The organism is Draconibacterium sediminis (assembly GCF_000949475.1).
In the GTDB taxonomy this organism is placed as follows: Bacteria; Bacteroidota; Bacteroidia; order Bacteroidales; family Prolixibacteraceae; genus Draconibacterium; species Draconibacterium sediminis.
On sequence record NZ_JRHC01000010.1, the window covers coordinates 1 to 20,715 of the forward strand.

18 protein-coding genes are annotated in these 20,715 nt (G+C 40.5%); 5 read left to right on the forward strand and 13 right to left on the reverse strand.

The genetic code is table 11. The annotated features are described in order from the left end of the window. On the forward strand, positions 1 to 1,468 hold a 1,468-nt coding region (locus LH29_RS24865; RefSeq protein ID WP_045033685.1), incomplete at its 5' end, for a hypothetical protein. 54 nt (positions 1,469 to 1,522) lie between these two features. Here the strand turns inward: LH29_RS24865 and LH29_RS22800 are convergent. Continuing rightward, positions 1,523 to 2,209: a hypothetical protein gene (locus tag LH29_RS22800; RefSeq protein WP_045033686.1), complete on the reverse strand. Its 687-nt coding sequence runs from the start codon at positions 2,207 to 2,209 to the stop codon at positions 1,523 to 1,525. Between the two features lie 476 nt (positions 2,210 to 2,685). On the opposite strand from LH29_RS22800, the gene LH29_RS22805 reads away from it, so the two are divergent. Continuing rightward, positions 2,686 to 4,365: a M20/M25/M40 family metallo-hydrolase gene (locus LH29_RS22805; RefSeq protein ID WP_045033688.1), complete on the forward strand. Its 1,680-nt coding sequence runs from the start codon at positions 2,686 to 2,688 to the stop codon at positions 4,363 to 4,365. A gap of 79 nt (positions 4,366 to 4,444) precedes the next feature. Here LH29_RS22805 and LH29_RS22810 read toward each other — a convergent pair whose 3' ends face one another. The 5 genes from LH29_RS22810 to LH29_RS22830 all read right to left on the reverse strand — a co-directional run bounded on the left by LH29_RS22810 (position 4,445) and on the right by LH29_RS22830 (position 11,214). Continuing rightward, positions 4,445 to 6,130, reverse strand: coding sequence for a sugar phosphorylase (locus LH29_RS22810; RefSeq protein ID WP_045033690.1), 1,686 nt, complete (start codon positions 6,128 to 6,130; stop codon positions 4,445 to 4,447). A gap of 14 nt (positions 6,131 to 6,144) precedes the next feature. Then, positions 6,145 to 7,362: a glycosyltransferase family protein gene (locus LH29_RS22815; RefSeq protein ID WP_045033691.1), complete on the reverse strand. Its 1,218-nt coding sequence runs from the start codon at positions 7,360 to 7,362 to the stop codon at positions 6,145 to 6,147. 147 nt (positions 7,363 to 7,509) lie between these two features. Further along, positions 7,510 to 8,961, reverse strand: coding sequence for a glycosyltransferase family protein (locus tag LH29_RS22820; RefSeq protein WP_045033692.1), 1,452 nt, complete (start codon positions 8,959 to 8,961; stop codon positions 7,510 to 7,512). Between the two features lie 92 nt (positions 8,962 to 9,053). Then, entirely contained in the window at positions 9,054 to 9,935 is an 882-nt protein-coding gene (locus tag LH29_RS22825; RefSeq protein WP_198152563.1) for an HAD family hydrolase, read from the reverse strand. Further along, the gene (locus LH29_RS22830; protein WP_045033696.1) at positions 9,928 to 11,214 is read right to left on the reverse strand and encodes a glycosyltransferase family protein; all 1,287 of its coding nucleotides are present in this window, start codon (positions 11,212 to 11,214) and stop codon (positions 9,928 to 9,930) included. Before LH29_RS22830 ends, LH29_RS22825 begins: the two co-directional genes overlap by 8 nt. Positions 11,215 to 11,305: 91 nt before the next feature. Here LH29_RS22830 and LH29_RS22835 point away from each other — a divergent pair, with 91 nt between their 5' ends. Further along, entirely contained in the window at positions 11,306 to 12,181 is an 876-nt protein-coding gene (locus tag LH29_RS22835) for a creatininase family protein (protein ID WP_045033699.1), read from the forward strand. Positions 12,182 to 12,252: 71 nt separating this feature from the next. Here LH29_RS22835 and LH29_RS22840 read toward each other — a convergent pair whose 3' ends face one another. Both LH29_RS22840 and LH29_RS22845 read right to left on the reverse strand, forming a co-directional pair. Next, positions 12,253 to 12,465 (reverse strand): helix-turn-helix domain-containing protein, encoded by a 213-nt coding sequence (locus LH29_RS22840; protein ID WP_045033701.1) that lies wholly within the window; start codon positions 12,463 to 12,465, stop codon positions 12,253 to 12,255. 3 nt (positions 12,466 to 12,468) lie between these two features. After that, entirely contained in the window at positions 12,469 to 13,005 is a 537-nt protein-coding gene (locus LH29_RS22845) for a DUF2975 domain-containing protein (RefSeq protein ID WP_045033703.1), read from the reverse strand. A gap of 194 nt (positions 13,006 to 13,199) precedes the next feature. Between LH29_RS22845 and rimO the strand changes: the two genes are divergently transcribed. Continuing rightward, positions 13,200 to 14,495: a 30S ribosomal protein S12 methylthiotransferase RimO gene (gene rimO, locus LH29_RS22850; protein ID WP_045033704.1), complete on the forward strand. Its 1,296-nt coding sequence runs from the start codon at positions 13,200 to 13,202 to the stop codon at positions 14,493 to 14,495. Between the two features lie 6 nt (positions 14,496 to 14,501). On the opposite strand, the gene LH29_RS22855 is transcribed toward rimO, so the two are convergent. From LH29_RS22855 to LH29_RS22875, 5 genes are all read right to left on the reverse strand, one after another. Then, positions 14,502 to 15,134 carry a tetratricopeptide repeat protein gene (locus LH29_RS22855; RefSeq protein ID WP_045033706.1) on the reverse strand — a complete coding sequence of 211 codons (633 nt, stop codon included), beginning with the start codon at positions 15,132 to 15,134 and terminating at the stop codon, positions 14,502 to 14,504. 18 nt (positions 15,135 to 15,152) lie between these two features. After that, positions 15,153 to 17,279, reverse strand: coding sequence for a TonB-dependent receptor (locus tag LH29_RS22860; RefSeq protein ID WP_045033707.1), 2,127 nt, complete (start codon positions 17,277 to 17,279; stop codon positions 15,153 to 15,155). Between the two features lie 248 nt (positions 17,280 to 17,527). Next, on the reverse strand, positions 17,528 to 18,130 hold the full coding sequence (locus LH29_RS22865; protein ID WP_045033708.1) for a short chain dehydrogenase: 603 nt from the start codon (positions 18,128 to 18,130) through the stop codon (positions 17,528 to 17,530). Between the two features lie 213 nt (positions 18,131 to 18,343). Then, a complete protein-coding gene (locus tag LH29_RS22870; protein ID WP_045033709.1) occupies positions 18,344 to 18,733 on the reverse strand; it encodes a nuclear transport factor 2 family protein in 390 nt (129 codons plus the stop codon). Between the two features lie 12 nt (positions 18,734 to 18,745). After that, positions 18,746 to 19,537, reverse strand: a complete 792-nt coding sequence (locus LH29_RS22875; RefSeq protein WP_045033710.1) for a hypothetical protein — start codon at positions 19,535 to 19,537, stop codon at positions 18,746 to 18,748. 643 nt (positions 19,538 to 20,180) lie between these two features. Here LH29_RS22875 and LH29_RS22880 point away from each other — a divergent pair. After that, positions 20,181 to 20,690, forward strand: a complete 510-nt coding sequence (locus LH29_RS22880) for an aminoacyl-tRNA deacylase (RefSeq protein WP_045033711.1) — start codon at positions 20,181 to 20,183, stop codon at positions 20,688 to 20,690. Positions 20,691 to 20,715: the final 25 nt, after the last annotated feature.

Below are 20,715 nucleotides of genomic sequence, written 5' to 3' on the forward strand. Positions count from 1 at the left end.
CCGTGCAGCACTCGACATAAAACCCGAAGAATCGTACGCACAACAACGCATCGATGAAATAGGAAACGTGCTGGCACAACTTTCAGCAGCACAAAAAGCCTACGAAGATGCTGTTACCGAGGCTGACCGCGAATTCCGTAACGAAAGTTGGGAGGCGGCGATTGCAGCTTACAATACGGCTAAACAAGCCAAAGCAAACGAAACTTACCCCGATGAGCAGCTGGCCAAAATCGATTCGATTGTGACAACAAGAGAACGTATTGCAAGGGAAGAAGCTGAAGCAGAAGCCGCCCGTTTGGCTGCTATCCAGGCTGAGAAGGATAAAAACTATAACGATGCCATTGCCCGTGCCGACGAACTGTTTGCCGCTGAGAATTACGAAGAATCGCGCAATGAATACCGTGCAGCTCAGGATATAAAACCGGAAGAATTGTATCCGCCGCAACGTATCGATGAGATCGACCGGATTTTAAGAGAGTTAGCGGCTGCGCAGGCAGCGAAGGAAGAGTTAGACAGGAAATATGCGAATTTGATTATGCAGGCCGACCGTTTCTTCTCTGCAAATAGTTTCACGCCATCAAAACAGAATTACACCGAAGCGCTGGCATTAAAACCTGAAGAAACGTATCCGAAAGATAAAATTGCGGAAATAGATAGGATTTTAGAGCAACGAGCTATCGACGAAAAATACAGAAATGTAATTGTTGTGGCCGACGGTCATTTCAGAACACAGTCGTACGATGATGCCCGCCTGCAATACGAGATTGCTTTGGGAGTAAAACCGGATGAAGAATATCCGAAAGAACAGATTCGGAAAATCGATGCAATTCGCGAAAACGAACGCCAGCAAATTGCGCAGGAACAAGCTAATGCCGAGGACCTGTCCAGAAGGAGAGATCAGATTGCTGCGCTGGAAGAGGAGTTGGATGAACAACGAATTCTGGAAGAATCAGGTTTAAATGCACTCTATGATCAGATCATTAAAAAGGCCGATGGTTCTTTTGATATCGAACTGTACAACGTGTCGAGAGCGTGGTACTACAAAGCACAGGATCTGAAACCGGAGGAAACTTATCCGCCACGTCGAATTGCCGAAATTAACCGGATACTGGGCGAAATGATGATGAGTGAACGCGACCGCGAATACCAGCGTTTTATCGATCTGGCGGATGAAAGTTTCAGGAATAACGAGCTGGCAGTAGCCAGAGGTTGGTACAACCAGGCATTGTCGCAAAAGGATAGTGAAAACTATCCGAAAGAGCAGCTCCGTGAAATTGAACGTCGTGTAGCCGAGCGTGTTGCAGGCCAGAGTCAGCAGCAGTTTGAAAACTTTAAAACCACGGCCACCAGTGCTTTCGAAGCGGGGAATTATAATGTGGCCCGTTTCTACTACCGAAAAGCGTTGGAATTAAGATCGGATGACGCAGAGGTGAAAGCAAAACTTCAGGAAATAGAGTCCATGCAATAACGCACAAAGCCCGGTAATATTAAACTACCGGGCTTTTTTATGATCAGATAATTCTTACAGCTTAACAAATTCTTTTCGTATACATTTTAGCATATCCAGGTCCAGCGCTTCCGAGAAAATGCGCACAATGTGAATGAGTTTACCATTGTTGAAAAGCACGCCCTGCTCGGCATCAAAAAGCTTACAAACACCGTTATATCTGATTTGTGTAATTGCACGCTGGAATTCTTCCGATTCAAAATGCCGGTCAACAATAAAATATCCTTTGTGCTCTTCTACCTGGTCGATAAAAAAATCGGGCTCCAATTCTTTTAAAACAAAAACTTTGCTTACAATCGTTTTCACCTCTTCCTCCAGGTGGATTTTTTCAACGAGGGGCATATTTTTTTCGCTTAAACACTTTTGCAATTTTACCAACTGGCTGTAATCCGGAAAGTCTTTTACACGTATTGCCGGGAATTGTTTATCACCCGATTCTATAATTGCACTGGCGATATTTATACGTTCATGCAAACACTTTTCAATACCTGGTGTGTAGCACATCAATTGTTCCAGGAAATGGAATCTTTTCGTAAAAAGAAAGATTGAATTAGGAGTGGCTGTTCGTGGGGAGTGCCCGTAATAATCGGCATACGGACTGGAGGCTTCAGCGATATAAACATTGTTTGGTGTGCTTAATGCTATCTGAACGAGTTTTTCATGTTTGATAACAATCCCGTTTAAATGTATGGTATTTTCCATGGCAGTTATTTTAAGTTAGTTGAGTGGAAATGAAAAAAAACTGTATCCAACAATACGATTACGGATGACTAAATGTTATACGCAGTTTATTTCCGGTATCAAAAAACACGCAATCAACCGAAAAGTACAACTTATGAAAACATGACAAATGTTTAGTTTCTAAAAGCAATTATTTGTTATTATTGTGTTGACGAAATGTTATTTATATTGTATTTTATTTGTCAATTTGTGATTTATAAAGCTTCATTGTGTATGTTTCGTTTGATAATTGACAAAATAATTATGAATTTTAAATAGGTTGAACTGGTAATTATTAGGACGTTTATATACCTATTAATTTAGTTACAACAAAATATTTAATACATTTCTACAGGATATCTAAAAAAAAAACGGTGCTTCTGAGGTGATAACCAAAAGGTGATAATCTGCCAGAATAGCCCATTTTGTAAAACCATAAAAAAAACAATTTGAATCGCATGAAAAAAATTTCTTTATTCTTTGTTCTGTTTATTTCGGGGCATTTATTATTTGCCCAAAATGAGGTTGAAAAAGGCCTGGAGGCTATCACCATGGAATCGCTAAAAGGGCAATTAGAGTTTCTGGCATCCGACTGGACTGAAGGCCGTGCGGTAGGAACAAAAGGCGCCTATATGGCTGCCGATTACATTGCATCGATGTTTCAAACCTATGGAGTAAAACCATTTGGCGATGTAGCTTTCACGCAGCCATCGCGAAGTGAGCGTATGGCCGGTGCAAGACCTGAGCCTTATTATACTTATTTTCAGAATTTTGGCCTTATAGAGTACGAACCCGGCGACGAGCAGGTGTTTTCGGTTGTTACCAGCAAACCGGGAAGCGAAAGTTCGATGGATTTTACCTTTAAAACCGATTTTTATGTGCAAACCGGAACGGTCGGTCAAAAAGTTCAGGCCCCGTTGGTTTTTGCCGGTTATGGCTATTCTGACGAGGATAAAACATACGACGATCTGAAAAAGATTGACGTTGATGGAAAGATTGTTGTAATTCTGCAGGGCTACCCGGGACATAAAGACACAACCTCGGTGGCCTATAAAAAGTATAAACCTGAAGGACGTTATGCAGCCTACTATCTCGAGCGCGATAAAATGAAGAATCTACAGGATGCAGGAGCTTTGGCGGTAATTTACATCAGCCCGGATGGAAACCCGATGATGGGCTGGGCGCAAAACAATGTTTACAGAGACAACGGTGGTTTTAACGAAAGTGATAAACGACCAAACCCATATTACGGAAACAGAATGTCGTTACCGGGAAAAGAGATCGGTGGAAACTTGTCAACTTTCACGGTGTCATCGCGTGTTGTGAACGAAATTTTGTCGGGATCAGGCATCGACATTGAAAAATTTGAAGAGAAAGCCGCCACTGACATGGAACCAGCCTCAAAAATTTTAGGCGGAAAATCGGTGGCTTTTAAAACTACTGTTAATTCAAACGTTGTAAATGCCCGAAACGTTGTGGGGTATATCGAAGGCGAAAACAAAGATGAGTTTATTGTTGTTGGCGGCCACTACGATCATTTGGGAAAAGTGGATGGCATTATTTACAACGGAGCTGACGATAACGCTTCGGGAACGGTTGGTGTAATGGAAATTGCCAAAGCTTTTATGGCCACCGGAAAGAAACCTGAAAAATCGGTTGTATTCGCTGCCTGGACGGGCGAAGAGAAAGGTTTGTTTGGGTCGAATTATTTTGTTCGCGATGCCAAAGAGAAGGAGATGAACGTAGTGCTGAATTTGAACTACGATATGATTGCACGAAATCCTGAAGGCGATTCATTGGGCAACCAGGCACATATGGTTTACACGGAAGCAAACACTTTAATTGGCGAAACCACCAAAAAGAATATTGAAGATTTTGATATTAACCTGGATCTGGAATTACGTCCGTCGGAGCGTCCCGGAGGAGGTAGCGATCATGCACCATTTGCGCAGGAAGATATCCCGATTTTCTATTTTATGGCTGCCATGCACCCTGATTATCATCAACCATCTGATGAGTTGAGCAAAATAAACTGGGAGAAAATGCAGAACATAATTAAGGTTGGATTTTTGAATACCTGGAAGTTTGCGAACAGCGATGACTGGAAAAAAACAACGGTTAAACCTAAAGCAGAGTAAAAACAGATTTTACACAAATAGAAAAGGCTACCAGATTTTGGTAGCCTTTTCTATATGGCATTGGGTTGAATCTCTTTAATTAACTTTTAACCATCCATAAACACTGGTAGGCCTTTAGTTTGTCGGAATCAAATATTGAATCCGAAATCAAATCATAAGTAAATTCTACTGGAATTTCAATTTCCTTTTCTTCGTCGCAAAGATTGATGATTACCAAAATTTTTTGATCTTTTGTTTCACGTTGAAGAACAAACAAATCGGTTCCAAAATCCAGTATTTCCTGAATGGCATTTGGATGAAACGCCTCTTGCTTTTTACGCATCAGAATAAGTTTCTGTAACGCTTCAAATACCTTTTTCTGTGGGGTATCACCACTCAGAACATTCTGCAATTCATCAAGCTGCCATTTGCGGCGGTTTATGGTACGGTTGTGTTGCGTTTTTTCCACACCCTCGTAATAATTTGGCGTTGCAGTTAAACTGTGAATATAAAATGCCGGCACACCTGCCAAACTCATCATACAAATCTGCGAAGCCAGGAATCTTTCAGTCTGTAGCCGGTCTTCGCCCTTATGGGTTCCTTTAAGTGCATCAAAATAGGTGATGTTCAATTCGTACGGACTTTGGCTGCCATCGGGGTTGGATTTGTAGTTTATCCTACCGCCAAAACCTTTCATATTTTCCACCAACGCGTTTTTCTCATCGTCGGGTAAAAGTCCTTCCAGCGGACGAACACCAATACCGTCGTGCGATGCCGTAAAATTGAAAAATGTTTTTTCGCCGTCGAGCTGTGGGAGGCTTTTTGCCCAGGTGGTTAAATAACTTGAATTACCCGTATGCAACGCATGCAACAAAAGGGGAGGGAGGCTGAACTGGTAAACCATATGTGCTTCGTCGCCATCGCCAAAATAGCTCAGGTTTTCTTTGTTGGGCACATTGGTCTCTGTCAATATTATGGTATTCGGATTAATAAACTCAGCAACATCGCGCATTAATTTTACCACTTCGTGTGTTTCGGGCAAATGCAAACAAGTTGTGCCAACTACTTTCCACAAAAACGCAATGGCATCAAGGCGAATAATACGTGCACCTTTGTCGATGTAGCCAAGAAGGATGTCCATCATTTCAACCAGCAGATCCGGGTTTGAGAAATTCAGATCCACCTGATCAGCACTAAACGTTGTCCAAACATGCCGGGTGCCGTTTGCTGTTTCGTACGGTGTTAAAAGTGGTGTGCTTCGCGGACGAGTAACCTGCGAAAGATCTGTTTCCGGATCTTCGGTTATAAAATAATCTTTACCCGTACCGTGTTGTTTTAGAAAGTTTTTAAACCACTGGCTTTTGCTCGATGCATGATTGATCACCAAATCGGCCATCAGGTCGTAATCCTTTGTCAGGTCTTCAAAATCACGCCAGTCGCCCAGTTCGGGATTCACCTCTCTGAAATCGATCACCGAAAACCCATCGTCGCTGCTGTACGGGAAAAAAGGCAGAATATGAACAACGGTTAATTGTTCGTTCAGTTTTTCGTTTAAAAAAGTGCGTAGTGTTTGCAACGGAGCTTCATCGTCTGTTTTAACGCTGTCGCCGTATGTGATTAAAACCACATCCTTTTCGTTCCATTTCTGCCCTTTTGATGAGTTAATCCGGTAGGTTGAAATAACACGTATCAGATCGGAAAGAATTGATTTCTCATACTTATCCTTGTAGATAAACTTTAGCCGACTTTCAATTTTTTTAATGAAAGAAGTATCGGGATTAATCATATTTCTTCAGGTTTTTAAATGATTTTGTTATCTGCTTCTACTATCTCATGAAACTCTTCCAATATGTCGGGGAATGCGCTTTGTACGCGTTTCCAGCTTGGCATTAGCGGTACGGTGTCGGGATTGTTCAAATAATCAATTCCTGCCTGGTACACATTTTTTACAAACAGATCGATCACTTCCTCTTCTCTGTGGAAATCATACGAAAGACCGTTCATTGCTGCATCTGCCTTGTAAAGTTCCACAAATTCAAGTGCTATCCGATAATATGTTGCTTTTAGTGTACGGAAGAATTCCGGTGTTAACGTAATACCATCGGTGGCAAGTTTTCCAAAAATAGCCCGCGAAACGTCGCGACTCATTTTCGATAACCCTTTTTCTGCATCCTCGGCAGAAAGCGATTGGTGTTTGTGATCGTAACGGTCGGCAATTTCAACCTGGCAAATCCGGTTTAACGAGTTGTTTCGTTCAACCTCGTTTAGAATACCAATTTCAAGCCCCCAATCGTACGGAATACGGATGGTTTTAATAATATCAGCACGCATCGAAAATTCGCCTGCCAGCGGGTAACGAAAACTATCAAGGTATTCGAGGTAAGTATGGTGGCCGAGAAGTTTTTTTAGCGTTCGTAACAGCGGGGTAACCAATAATCGTACAGCCCGACCATGCAACTTTTCGTCATCGGTTCTGAAATAATATCCTTTACAATATTTAAAGTTAAATGAAGGGTCGGCAACCGGGTAAACTAAGCGTGCCAGCATTTCGCGGTTGTAGGTAATAATGTCGGCATCGTGCAGCGCAATCGCTTCTGATCGGTTGGATGCAATCATGTAACCAAAACAGAACCACACATTTCGTCCTTTTCCGGGAACGGTGGTAACGATATTCTTCGATGCCAGCTTCTTTTTGAATTCCTGCATACGTGGCCCGTCGTTCCATAAAACACGGTGATGTTGCGGTAACTCAGCAAAAAACTCCAACGCATTTTTGTATTGATAATCATCGGCGCGGTCTAATCCAATTACGATTTCAGAAATGTATGGTATCCCTTTTAAAATTGATACAATATCTTTTAATGCCTGGCGCGAAAGTTCTGAATATAAGGAAGGAATAATTAATCCAATGGGACGTTTTTTACTAAATTTTTCCAATTTTTGTTCCAGCTCTTCATATGGTCTGGCACGTAAATTATGCAGTGTTGCTACAAATCCATTCTGATAAAAATCTCCCATTTTCTACTATTTTAGTGTGTCAAATAACTGATGTATGGTGCCGTCTTTCCGGCAACCTCTTAAATATAAAAAAACATTTGTTTTAAACATTCCCCATCTGTTTTCAAATGGAATGTTAGGCCGAATAATTAACATGCACCTTTCGTATTATAATTCGCGCATGTACATACTTTTTATAATTGGTTCGAGTTTATCAGCAATTATTTTATGATCGAGTTTTTCCTTTAGCACTTTTAGGTTGTGCATTACCACCTGGTTACGGTACGAAATATCGGTAAGCAGGCGGTAGGCCGAATCAACCAGATCATCAGTTACTCCGCCACCGTCAATCGCCGGAAGGTCAAAACCGTATTGCTCAATCTCTTCTTTATAAACCTCGTATTTGTTAATTACCGCCGGCAGTCCGTATGACATCATTTCCAGCAGGTTATTACCAAAACCTTCCACATCGCTGAAATAAGTTCCAATTCCGCCATGAGCAGCAACAATTGAAGGTACTTCAGCAAATTTGTAGAACTTTCTGTCTACAATAATATCGCGGTGCGAAAGAATGTTGTGTTCGCCAAAAATCAGCACTACATTGCTGTCGGGATGTGCCTTACAAAGTTCGGTATAATGTACGTAAAGGTTGTTAAGGTATTGGTTTTGCTCGTCGCCCGAATGACCACTAACAATTACTGCAACACATTTTTTCTCGCGGTTTTTGGTGAATTTCTTCTCCAGCTCAAAAGCCAGATCGATGGCCAGCTCGATTTTCTTTCGCGGAACAACGCGGGTGTGCTGTAACAGAATTACGGTTTCATCTATAGTAAAACCACGGCTTTCAACTTGCTGCACCAGCCCAATGTCTTTAAAAAATGAGTCGTTGTAATTGTCTTGAGCCGGGCAAATCAGTTCTTCTGTTGCAGGATCAATGTCTTCCCAAACCCATGGAATTTCGCAGGTGTTAGGAACAACCGTTGTTCGCAACTTAAAGAATTTCTCCAGTTTGCTGGCGTTGTGTTGTTCGAAAAGCCTTTTGCCCAAATCGATTTGCTGTTTATTGATAAAGGCAATCGAATTTACAAAGGTAACTCCCGGCAGGTATTTTAAATATTTCTGAATCACTTCATTGGGATTCGAAAATATATCGCGCTCAAAATATGAGTCGTGCCACCAAACCATTAATTTTGGCCAGATAATTCCTTCGGCGCGCAGCTCTTCAATGTAATAACCTAAACCGACTGCTGTTATGAAATTATATGGGTGCGATGTATTGTGCGCAATAATCAGATCGATATCGTTTTCATCAACCCATTCCTGAATTACATGTTTGGCATACAACGCATTTTCATGAATCAATTCATCAAGGCCCTCGGTGTCGGGATTATTGAAATTATTCAAAATGGTTTTATGTGCCTCGCTTTTATGCCAGAACACATCGTTTGTTTGTGCATTAAAACGCGGCGATGAGTGCGCGGCCAAAAAGAAAAAGTTACCAATGTTTATGTCGAGGTGTTCCGACATGGCTTCAACTGTTTGGTCGATAACAATGGAAACTCCATCGTTTTTACCAATTAAGGAATGGATAATTCCTACGCGTAATTCGTTTAACTTCATTCGTTAATATTTTTATTTTTCAGTGGTAACTCATCCGCCAACTGGCGGATGATCATGTTAAAGTTGTTAAAGCACTTTTTTAGATGCTCGTTTCATCCTATAATTTTCAGTAGTTGTTGTAAATCGTTGATAATAAAATCGGGGAACATTCCTTTAACGCGTACGTCGTCTTCGCGCAGGCGCAGAGAACGTTCGTCGCCGGCAAAAAGCACTGTTCGCAACCCTGCTTTTGTAGCGGTGTAAACGTCTTTCAACATGTCGTTGCCCACAAAAATGGTTTCCGATGTCTCTATATTGTATTTGCTGTTCAATACCGGAATAAACTTTTCAAACAAAGCCGTATCAGGTTTTGCCCGCAGCTCTTTAAACGAGTACACCGAAAGGTCTTCCTCAAAAAGATCGATATGTTGATCGGTTGAAAATTCACCGGTCAGAAAATAGTTCATGATAATGGGCGTGTAGAACTGCGCATTGGAAACAATACCGATCGGCAATCCCATCTTTTTTATTTCCAGCAGCACTTCTTTCATCCCCGGCATAGGGTAAACACGGTTGCTTATCAATTCGAAAACCATTATAGTGTCGGCCCACGATTCGTTGCCGCTCAGTTTTAATAACCCTTTGTTTTCGGCTGCTTCAAACATGTTTTGCCAAACCTTAAAAATATCAACATCGGGGTAGGGATGGCCTTTTGCCTTTAGCTCTTCGTGTTGCTTTTTAACCTGCACTTGTAACTGGTCGAGCAGAAAGCTACAGGTTTCTTCTTTGCAATCCGATAACTCAAATCCGCCGGCTTCCATCGCTTTTTGCATGTTGTCTTTGTTCAGCGAAGCCTGATCGATATCGCCCGAAGAGGAAATAAGCAAAGTGCCGTATATATCGAAAATTACGGCCTTGATTTTTTCATTCGAATCGGTTTTTAAATTGGGGCAAAAAGTGGTTGGGATGGGTTGCAGTTTTTTCGAACTATCCAACCATTTTTTTATATCGTTTCTGAAGTTTAATTCCATATCCTTGCAACGAATAGTTGTTTTTGATAATTGTCTTGTTTATTTCTGTAATATGTGACTTTACGTCACTAAACAAAGTGTTTAGTATAGGGTTTTGTTCAAACAATTTGTGTTTTTCTATCTTTCTGTTAATGACTCCAAGAATGATCTCCATCTGCATTTTTAAGTTCAGATCTTTGAAATCGGTTTTAATTCCGGGAATATTTAATTTGTAGTATAGCGTGGGGAAGCTAAAACCATCGTTTTTAAAATCGCGGGTGATAAAATCTATATCGCGGCCAACCACGGGTGTATCCAGCAACCATGGCTCAAGATATACCATTCCAAAACCTTCTTTATAACTTGTGGTGATGCAGAAATCGCTGCCGCGCAGTAAGTTCTCGAAGTTTACTTTTTTGCCGGCTTCAAACACAATGTCAATCTCATTCTTTTCACAGAATTTAATCCACTGGTTGTACATTTCAATCTCTACCGGATTTTGTGGAGGTTGTGTTACCGCAAAATTTGCCCTGTGCCGGAATAGTATGGATAGCAGAATAAATTCACCAATATTTTTTCGTTGGATTACACGAACCGGATACGTCACCAAAAGTTTGCCGGCATCGATATTCAACTCATCACAGACGGCTTGTTTGGCCTCCGCTTTTTCAGGCAGATCATCAGATGTATTAAATGTTACCGGGTTTGGAAGCCATTCAATACGGTCTTCGGTTACGCCGAGTTCTTTTAAACGGTCAAAGTCAAATGAATTTAGCACCCCAAAATGATAGTTGGGCAACTTCGGATACAACACCTCGTTGATATCCTGAAGAAAAATGTCATAGATAATTTCTTCCAGAAATGAATAGTTACTTGGGCGGTCTTCGGCAAAATCGTGGGCGTGGTTAAAAACCTTTACGCCTTCTTTTGCGAGCAAATAAACCGCATAGGTAACAATTGGGTTTTTTCCGAGATTCAGGTTGTGAAAATGTAAAACGGAATCGGCTGTGAGGTGTTCTCTAATGTCTCGATGAACTTTATGCAATAGCTCTTTTGCTTCCTCTTCGGTATATTGCCGGCGCTCCATATAATTCAGCTCCGGAAGAATATGAAGTTCTGCATTTTTCGATGTTATTTTATCGGCATCAGGGCAAGCCCCCACCAAAACTTTTATCTCTTCGCCTTGCAGGCTTTCAATTTGCGATTCTATAATCCTGGTTACACCACCCGGATTTAAATGACTATGTGCAATTATTACTGGCATGTTGTAAGTTTATTGATAAAAATAGAAAATCGTTGCTAAAATGTTTCCAAGAATCTATTTTTATGGAAATATTAACTAAAACCTAAAACCTATGAAAAAAGTTGCCACCTTCTTGCTCTTGGCCATCTCAACATTTGTATCAGCACAGGATTTATCTTATCGCCTGGAAGAATTAACCGCTCCTGATTTTATAAAGGCTGTTGAAAAGAGTTCAAAAACCTGCATTATTCCTATTGGCGTAATGGAAAAACATGGTGCGCAATTGCCATTGGGTACCGATCTTTATTTGTCGCGCGAATATTCTCTGCGAGCAGCAGAACAGGAATATACAGTAGTTTTTCCGTGGTACTATTTTAGCCAGATAAACGAAGCACGTCATCAGCCAGGCACTATTTCGTATTCGCCTGAACTGATATGGAAGATGTTACAGGAAACTTTAAATGAATTGCACCGCAATGGTTTTGAAAAGATTATAATCGTAAATGGCCACGGTGGAAACAATGCTTTTCTGAATTATTTCGGAATGGCACAACTTTCAGAACCACGCGGCTATTCGTTGTATTGGTTTCGTCCGGAAAGCGATCCGGAATTGAAGAAAAAAGCTGAAGCTTTAACTCGACACGATCCGTATGATGCACATGCCGGAAACAGTGAAACTTCGGCAATGGTTGCTGCACAACCCGATGTGGTACATGTTAACCGGGCCAAACAACAATCAGGAGTTAATCAGGACCGAATGAGCGCACTAAAATATGTTTACACCGGAATTTGGTGGTATGCCAGTTACCCGAATCATTATGGCGGCGAAGCCTGGGATGCCAATGCTGAGGCAGGCGAATTGTTAATTAATGAAAAGGTAGAGCAGTTGGTTGAAATGATTAGGTTGGTAAAAGCCGACACGGTTGTTCCGGCTTTGCAGGAGCAGTTCTTTAAAGAGGCTGCTGATCCGTTGAAGACGAAACAATAAAAGAAAGCTATTAGCCTCGAGCGTTGAGCTACGAGCAAAAAGATTTCATTCCGGAAGGAGTGAAATCTTTTTTATTTCTGATCCTCAACATATTCCAAAATATCACCCGGCTGGCAATCCAGCGCCTCGCAAATGGCTTCCAGTGTGCTGAAACGAACTGCTTTGGCTTTACCGGTTTTTAGTATCGAAAGGTTGGCCAGTGTGATGTTTACTTTCTCTGAAAGTTCGTTAAGCGACATTTTTCGCCGAGCCATCATTACATCAAGATTTACAATTATAGGCATAGCTTAAACGGTTAAATCATTTTCTGACTGCAACTCAACTCCGCGTTTAAATATTTGCGAAATAATAAATACCAGGCCGGCCATAAACAGATACGGACCATGACTCCAGGAATCATTTAATTCACCTGCTTTTTCTCCAAGCCAGGCAAAAAATCCTCCAGCAGAAATTGATAAAATCCAAATTATAAAAAGAAGATAGCTTATTCGTTCTAATCTTTCTATAACTTCCATATTAAATGGATTGGTCAATTGTATTCTTTTTAATAATCTCAACACCAATATCCAAATTGTGATATTTAAAAGACTAACTGACATTACTAATACAATTACGAGCGTTAAATATCCAGGATTCGTTTCTAATAAATTGAACCAATCTGGGATAAAAAACAAATTTGAAAGTGGTAAACCTCTGATAAGGAAGGATAATCCCATTAAACCAATACCAACTAGTTTTAGAAAATACCAGGTAATTGATAGGTACACCAAAAATTTCATTACAGTCAGCACTTGTTGGGTTCGGGTTAGTTCTTTGTTTTTCATTGTGAGGTAATTAATTATTGAACGAAAATAGATAAATAATTATTGAAAAACAATAAATAATTATTGAAAATAGTAAATTTGTGCAAAATGAGATAGAAGAGACATTGTTATATTTCAATAGTTAACCGCAATACTTACTTATTTTCAGACAAATTTATCTTTACTTTGCAGCCTCAAAAGAAAGAAGAAAAGTTATGGCGAAGAAAAGGGTAAATGTGGTAACCATGGGATGTTCGAAAAACCTGGTTGATTCGGAGGTTTTACTAAACCAGTTGCAGAAGGGGAAGTTTGAAGTGTTGCACGATTCAAACGAAACCAATTTTGATGCTGTATTTGTAAATACCTGTGGTTTTATACACGATGCCAAGCAGGAGTCGATTGATATGATTCTGGATTATGCGGAGGCTAAAAAACGTGGCGAGATAGACAAACTTTACGTTATGGGATGTCTTTCGGAGCGTTACCACAACGAGCTGCAGGAAGAACTGCCCGAAGTAGACAAGTACTTTGGTAAGTTTGATATGAAAGCCATGGTAGAAGAGCTAAAAGTTACTTATGCGCCCGAATACATTTACGAGCGTAAAATTACCACGCCATCGCATTTTGCTTACCTGAAAATTTCGGAAGGTTGTAACCGCTCGTGTTCGTTTTGTGCCATCCCGAAAATGACAGGCCGACACCAATCGCGCACCATCGAAAGCCTTGTGATGGAAGCACGTTACCTGGCTAAAAAAGGAGTGAAGGAATTGTTGCTGATTGCTCAGGATCTTTCGTATTACGGAATCGATTTGTACGGTAAAAACCAATTGGCAGAATTGATCAACAAAGTTTCAGAAGTGGAAGGAATTGAGTGGATTCGTTTGCATTATTTGTATCCGACCAAATTCCCGATGGAGATTTTGCCGGTAATGCGCGAAATCCCCAAAGTATGCAAATACCTTGATATGCCGTTGCAGCACATTTCAAACCGCGTATTGAAAAATATGTTGCGCCATGTTACACGCGAAGAAACCGAGGCATTGATCGCCAAAATAAAAGAAGAAGTACCTGGAGTCGTAATCAGAACTACGATGCTTGTCGGATTCCCCGGTGAAACAGAGGAAGATTTTGAGGAGTTGAAAGAATTCGTTCAGGAGCAGAAATTTGGCCGACTGGGTGTTTTCCCTTATTCGAATGAAGATGGCACCTATGCCGCCAATAAATTTGAAGATAGCTTGCCCGACGAGGTAAAACAAGCGCGTGCCGACGAAATAATGGAAGTGCAGCAATACATTTCAGCCGAACTCAACCAGCAGAAAATAGGGAAGGAGTTCGATGTTATTATCGACCGAAAAGAGAGCGATTACTACGTTGGACGTACCGAGTTTGATTCACCTGAAGTTGACGGAGAAGTTTATATTACTACCGACGGGGAAATAAAAAACGGCACCATTGTTAAAGTGAAAATAACAGGTGCCGAAGATTATGACTTGTACGGAGAACTCGTTTAAACTACGTTATAGTTTTTTCATCTCCATTTCATTTATTTCTTTACCCCAGTTCGGATGAAGCGGTGATTCCGGTTCGAATTTGTCGAATTTCTCTTTTGCGGTTTCAAAATGAGGACGGGCAACTTCTGCACCGCCACCAAATTGTTCGGGCATATTAAACAAGGTAATTGCACGCAAATAGTAGCTTCTTGGATTTTCCGGATTTAGTGCAATTGCCTTGTCGAGCACTGCATTCATTTTAGGCATGTATTCCATTCCTCGTGTCATCGGATCTACCGTAATTCGTGATGGATATAGAAATGCCTGTAGCGAATACAATTCCGATTCATCGGGGGCAATTTTAAGCGCTTTGTCCAAAAATTGCTGTGCTTTATCGAGGTAAGCATCTTTTTTGTTTACGTCCTGGTCGAAGTAACTGACCACGATCATGGAATACGAAGCATAATACAAAGGCAACCATTCTTTGGTTTCCGTCATGCTGATTCGTTCAAAAGTATTTGCTGCCTCCTGAAAATTGGCAACTGTTTCCGAGCTTTTCATTTTTTCGAGAGCGGCAGTCATCGCTGTCTCGTAATTTTTTCCCTGTGCTGCGGCAGTTAAAACTACCAGACTGAAAATAAGCGTTAATAAAGTCTTCATGTGATTTAATTTTTAAGTTTATAATTGAAATGATAGTAGAAATACAATGAGTCGTTTTTGCCCGGGTACGATTGGTTGTGATTGGTAAACTCCATTGTTGTCGGGCGTTTGAGCATAATTGTAACCAAACACATTGTTAAAACCCAAGGCATTGTTTACAATTACATGAGCTACGGTTTGCGTGTTGAAAAGGTAAAATAAGTGCGTAAATCCGAAACTTAAATCGTTGTAGGTTTTGGTTTTGCCAGCCATAAATTCAGGAGTATTTGGATTATTGTACGGACGTCCGCTGGCAAAAGTGTAGGAGCCCGAAATAAAGGAATTAATCTTTGTAAAATACTGCTTGTAAACCACCGAAAGGTTGTGTTTTGAAACGTAGTGAGGTGTTACTTTTACCGGATAATCGCGGTAATTTCTTTTTGAATCGATCCACGAATACGAAATCCAGTAATCGGCTTTCCCAAACTGTTTTTGGTCGCGCCAAAAAATATCAATTCCTCGGGAGTAGCCACTTCCACTGTTGTTGTAATTTCCGGGTTCAACAGAAAATTCTTCATCAAATTTTACCAGGTCGGAATAGTTTTTATTGTAGGCTTCAATACGTAAGGTGCGGCTGTCTTTTTTATACTGCCACGTTAAAATCGAATGCGTTGACGTTTCCGGTGCCAGCTCGTCGGTGAATTTCAAATAATCATCATTCGGATTCTGAAAGAACTTTCCATAAGCTGCAGAAAGCTGGCTGCTTTTACCGGTTTTTACCGCTGCTGAAAGACGCGGAGTAACATTTAATTCCTTGATAAGCGAGTTGTATTCGGTTCGTAATCCGGCTTTCAGCGCAAAGTTTTTTGTTACTTTCCACTCCGATTCGGCAAAACCAGCAAACAGATTGTTGCTGAATGAAAGGTTGAAACTCCCATTCATCTTGATGTCCTGGTCGTATTTGTAAATCAAAGCTTCAGCTCCAAAAGTTGTGGTTACATCTTTAACGGAATAATTGGATAATGTAAGTTTCAGTTGGCTGCTGTTTCGCGAAGTAGCGATATTGTCTGAATCGATATCCATATTTTCGCGGTCGATGTTAGCGGCAACGCCTGTTTGTATCATCCAATCGTCATTCAGCATTTCGTTATAGGTTGTATTCGAATACAAATTTTTATTGCCCAATGAAATTTCCTGGAAAGCCGATTGCTCAAAGTTATCGTACAATAAACTGCTGGTGTCGTAGTTAAAACTGGCAAAAGATTTTATCATTCCCGTTTCACTGGTTTTTTGCCGGAATAGCATCGTTGAGCCAACAATAACCGGAACTTTTAACCATTCAACATTTTGCTTGAAGATCTTATTCGTAAGCGCTGTGTTCAGGTATTCTCCACTGATTGACAACGATGTATTTTCCCATCTTTTAGCATGCGATCCTTGTAACCCGACTGAAAGAACTGAAATACTTGATTTTGTTTCCGGCTCCAGAGCAACGGTATTTAAGGCCACAATCGAGGAAAGTGCCTGCCCGTATTCGGCCGAATAACCTCCGGTGCTAAACACCGAACCGTTAAAAAGGATGGGGGAGAACCGGCCGCGTGTTGGCAGATCGGGCATTTTCGAATAATAAGGTGTATTTACCAGCATGCCGTCCATAAAAGTTTTGGTTTCGTAGCTTTCGCCTCCACGAACAAAAAGTCGTCCTTCTTCGCCCACTGTATGCGAACCGGGTAATTTGCCAAAAGCACCAAAAATATCGCCATTGGCGCCTGCTGTAAGCGCTACATCAAGCGGTTTTAAAACCACCGATTTCTTTTTGTCGCTGGCCTCAAAAGTACCGGCGTTGATTATAACTTCGTCGAGTTCGCTGATTTCTTCAATCAGTACGATTTTTAGGTCTGTAATATTATTTGTGAGGTTTAACTGTTCACCATAAGTTTCAAATCCAACACAACTGGCAACAAGTGTCTGTTCTCCGCTTGTTTCGGTTTTAAACGAGAATACACCTAGGCTATCGCTTGTTGTCCCGTCGTAAGTTCCCTGAATAAAAATATTCACCCCGGTAATCGGGCTTCCGGTTTCCGATTGTACTACTCCTGAAATTTCTACCTGAGCGTGAGCAAACAGAATCAGAAATTGAAAGAGTATTATTAGACGAGTTTTCATGGTTTTTTCTGTTTTATTGTTTTCGTACTTCAAATATCTTTCAGAAAAAGGAGGGGCAGAAATAAAAGAAGACAGTTGGTTTGCTTTAACCCACGAACGGGAGTAATACAAGTACGAACCGGAAAACGGTTTTTGAGGGTGAAGTTAGAATGAAGTGGAGGCTATATTTAGATGGATAGGCTCAGAAATGAAAATAGCCGCTCCTTGGGAACGGCTATTTTTAGGATACTATATTTTCGTTTGCAATGCTATTCGTAAACGCGAATGATCTCTCCGGTTCGCAGGCCTTCTACGCTTCGCTCATAGCCTTTGGCTACTTTCTGCATCGAAACAGGAGTGTGCCCCGGGAATGCATTTCCAAGTCGTTCGGCAGAGTCTTCAACCAGTTCGGGCGAAACCACATTTAAACGAAATTCATTTCGGTGCTCCTGCGAAACAGCAAGCACAAAACCATGGATGGCATTATTTGCCATGGCCGAGTTGGTTGCTCCGTACACCGGATCGTCGGCCAAAACGCCTGTTGTTAAAGTAATCGATCCTCCTTCATTGAGGTAGTGTCTGCCAATCCGAACAATGTTTACCTGGCCCATTAGTTTGCCTCTTAATCCAACATAAAAGTCCTCTTCCGAGAGTTCGGCAAAAGGCCCCCATTTTGTAGCTCCGGCGCAATTTACAATGGCATCAACTTTACCGATCTGCTCAAACATGTTCTTTATCGATTCCGAATTTTCCATATTCACCAGCACATCGCCGTTATTTCGGCTGGCAGTTATTACCTCGTGCTTTTTCTTAAAATGGTTGGCTACGGCGCTTCCAATTGTGCCTTGCCCTCCAATAACTACTATCTTCATAAATTCAATATTTATTTATTTATCGTTTAACAGCTTAACCAAGTGGTTGTTTAATTCCGCTCACTGTTTCTAAAATACAATAAAAGAGAAAAGCCAGACTTGCAAAAGCCTGACTTCTTAAATTGGAATATAGGAAATTTAATGTAGTGCTAAATTCAGGGGTGTTTTATTTAGTTGATGTTTTCATAGTTAAAAGTGTGATCCTAAAAGATTCTACGGATTGATAATCGTTGCTGTATCAACAGCCTGAAAGAATACAGATGGTTTCCCGTTTTTAAATGTCCAGGTATGAGTAGCATTGGCTTTAAAACGTTTGCCTGTAGCTTTCCATACACCGGTATAATAACCTTCCATAACTATTTTATCACCTCCATCTATAAAATCGTGAATTTCAATATTGAATTCATCGTAATTATCTGGTATTTTGGAAAGTACACTCTGTACAATAGCTTCGGCTCCTACAAAAGTTCCATCGCCGTCTATAAATGGAAAACCTTTGCACTCGTGCCACACAATTTTCTCATCCCAAAGTGCAAGAACACCTTCAATATTACCTTCAGCAAATAGTTTATACCCTTCTTTTAACAGATCTAAATTGCTCATGATTCTCCTAATTTATCGAACTTTCATTACAAGACGGGCCATTTCAACACCGCGCCAATCCCTTGTTTTTAATGCTTTCTGAACCGCCAATGAAGTGGTTAAATCCATATCTCCATTATCTCCTTCCCAAAAGTTGGCAAGCTGACTATAATCTTTATACATGCTGTATGTTATATGCGTTCCAACCGCCTGACTTCCTGCCGGGAGTATAACCCGCAATAATCCCCATGCACCTTTTTTCCCTTCGTCAACCATTTGTTGGTGCCAGGGTTTAAATATTTCGTTTTCAACTTTTTCGTAACTGTCGTGCTCTTGTTTCATGATATCCATAACCAAAACGGTTCCAAGTTCCATATCAAAATCCCCGGATGTTGTATTTATTTCTTTGCAATATACCTGATGAGCCATATCGCGCGATTTTAGAGTTTTTTCCATCATTTCATCCCGTTCTTTGTCGCTTAAATTGGGATAAGCATTTTGCAGATATTCATCAAATTTACCGCCCGGAATACCTTCAAACATGGCTGCCATGCTCGAGAATAATGTAACGGTAAAATACTGAGATCCCTGTTCTGTACCACCGGGATTCATTGCCCACAGGTCCCAACCTATAATATTATTGTCTGCAACACGTTGCTGGTGAATCTTTGACCAAAATTGTTCTACTTCCTGATAGTCCCCGTTCATATCGTCAGAAACAGACATAAACTCCATAAGAATGTAAAGTGGTTGATCTTCTTCCTGTGCAAAAAGAGAAACTGTGCATAACAGCATTAAAACGATTAAAAAGACAAACTTTTTCATAATGTTAATTTTTAATTAGTTAGAATTATTACGATGTTTTAAAAAGCACAGTGAAGTTTCCGGAATAAATTTCCCGGGAGTATTGTTTTGCATTTTGCAGGTTGTGGAGATCAAACAATTCTGATGGATTCTTTTAACGAATCTGGTGTCTTTCATATTCTGATTGTTTGATAAGCAATAACAAGTTAGTGTATTTTGGAAATAGAATACAAATTACTCCTTTAATATTTTTCGAATTGAGTTATTTCCGTACATAATATTGATTAGAAAGTATACCATGTGTCTGTCTTTCATGAAACATCTGTATACTAGTATTTTGTTATTTTGTGTGTTGTATGTGTCTGTATATGAACTATGTAAGGTTCTTGCGGTTGGTGTTTGTCGGATTTTGCTTTATCTATTTTGAAAGATGAAAAGGTTAATACAAGAATTAATCGAATAAATGAATTAATTGTTCGATGGCTGATTTCAAATAAATCAATATAATCCAGTTGTTAAGGAAAAACAGAAATCATATGTTCTTAAACTGCGTAAAAAACGAAACCCGTCGTATGTAATTGGTGTAAGAATAAACTGAGAAGAACCTATCGTACTTATTGAATTTCGAGAAATTTTCTGATTAAAGAGTTAAACTAAAGTTGTTATGCCGGTAAAAAAACTTAAAGCATTTCTTGATGAAAACGATGTAAAGTACATTGTAATCAGACATTCAAGCGCCTTTACTGCTCAGGAAATTGCAGCAAAAAGTCACATTTCGGGTAAAGAGTTTGCAAAAACTGTAATTGTAAATGTTGATGGTAAATTGGCAATGACCGTACTTCCTGCTTCGTACCAGGTTGATTTTGAACTGTTGAAAGAAATCTTCGGAACACCACATGTTAATTTGGCGACTGAAGCTGAATTTCAACGTTTTTTCCCCGACTGCGAAATAGGAGCGATGCCGCCATTTGGCAATCTTTACGACATGGAGGTTTTTGTGGCCGAAACGCTTGCTGAAGATGAAGAAATTGCATTTAACGCAGGCTCTCACACCGAGATGATTAAAATGAGCTATGCCGATTTTGAGCGTTTGGTTGAACCGCGGGTATTCAAGTTTTCGTGGAAAACAGTTTCTATGCCCGGCGATCCGAGCGAACGATGGGCATTTGAATGAACAAAAAAAAAGGATTTCTGAAGCA

Excerpts from the sequence above, each read along its gene's own strand:
- LH29_RS22830 (WP_045033696.1), bottom strand. The coding sequence starts at position 11,214 with ATGCCAGTAATAATTGCACATAGTCATTTAAATCCGGGTGGTGTAACC.
- LH29_RS22875 (WP_045033710.1), bottom strand. The coding sequence starts at position 19,537 with ATGAAAAAGTTTGTCTTTTTAATCGTTTTAATGCTGTTATGCACAGTT.
- LH29_RS22860 (WP_045033707.1), bottom strand. The coding sequence starts at position 17,279 with ATGAAAACTCGTCTAATAATACTCTTTCAATTTCTGATTCTGTTTGCT.
- LH29_RS22840 (WP_045033701.1), bottom strand. The coding sequence starts at position 12,465 with ATGCCTATAATTGTAAATCTTGATGTAATGATGGCTCGGCGAAAAATG.
- LH29_RS22845 (WP_045033703.1), bottom strand. The coding sequence starts at position 13,005 with ATGAAAAACAAAGAACTAACCCGAACCCAACAAGTGCTGACTGTAATG.
- LH29_RS22880 (WP_045033711.1), top strand. The coding sequence starts at position 20,181 with ATGCCGGTAAAAAAACTTAAAGCATTTCTTGATGAAAACGATGTAAAG.
- LH29_RS22810 (WP_045033690.1), bottom strand. The coding sequence starts at position 6,130 with ATGATTAATCCCGATACTTCTTTCATTAAAAAAATTGAAAGTCGGCTA.
- LH29_RS22855 (WP_045033706.1), bottom strand. The coding sequence starts at position 15,134 with ATGAAGACTTTATTAACGCTTATTTTCAGTCTGGTAGTTTTAACTGCC.
- LH29_RS22835 (WP_045033699.1), top strand. The coding sequence starts at position 11,306 with ATGAAAAAAGTTGCCACCTTCTTGCTCTTGGCCATCTCAACATTTGTA.
- LH29_RS22865 (WP_045033708.1), bottom strand. The coding sequence starts at position 18,130 with ATGAAGATAGTAGTTATTGGAGGGCAAGGCACAATTGGAAGCGCCGTA.
- LH29_RS22870 (WP_045033709.1), bottom strand. The coding sequence starts at position 18,733 with ATGAGCAATTTAGATCTGTTAAAAGAAGGGTATAAACTATTTGCTGAA.
- LH29_RS22820 (WP_045033692.1), bottom strand. The coding sequence starts at position 8,961 with ATGAAGTTAAACGAATTACGCGTAGGAATTATCCATTCCTTAATTGGT.
- rimO (WP_045033704.1), top strand. The coding sequence starts at position 13,200 with ATGGCGAAGAAAAGGGTAAATGTGGTAACCATGGGATGTTCGAAAAAC.
- LH29_RS22800 (WP_045033686.1), bottom strand. The coding sequence starts at position 2,209 with ATGGAAAATACCATACATTTAAACGGGATTGTTATCAAACATGAAAAA.
- LH29_RS22815 (WP_045033691.1), bottom strand. The coding sequence starts at position 7,362 with ATGGGAGATTTTTATCAGAATGGATTTGTAGCAACACTGCATAATTTA.
- LH29_RS22805 (WP_045033688.1), top strand. The coding sequence starts at position 2,686 with ATGAAAAAAATTTCTTTATTCTTTGTTCTGTTTATTTCGGGGCATTTA.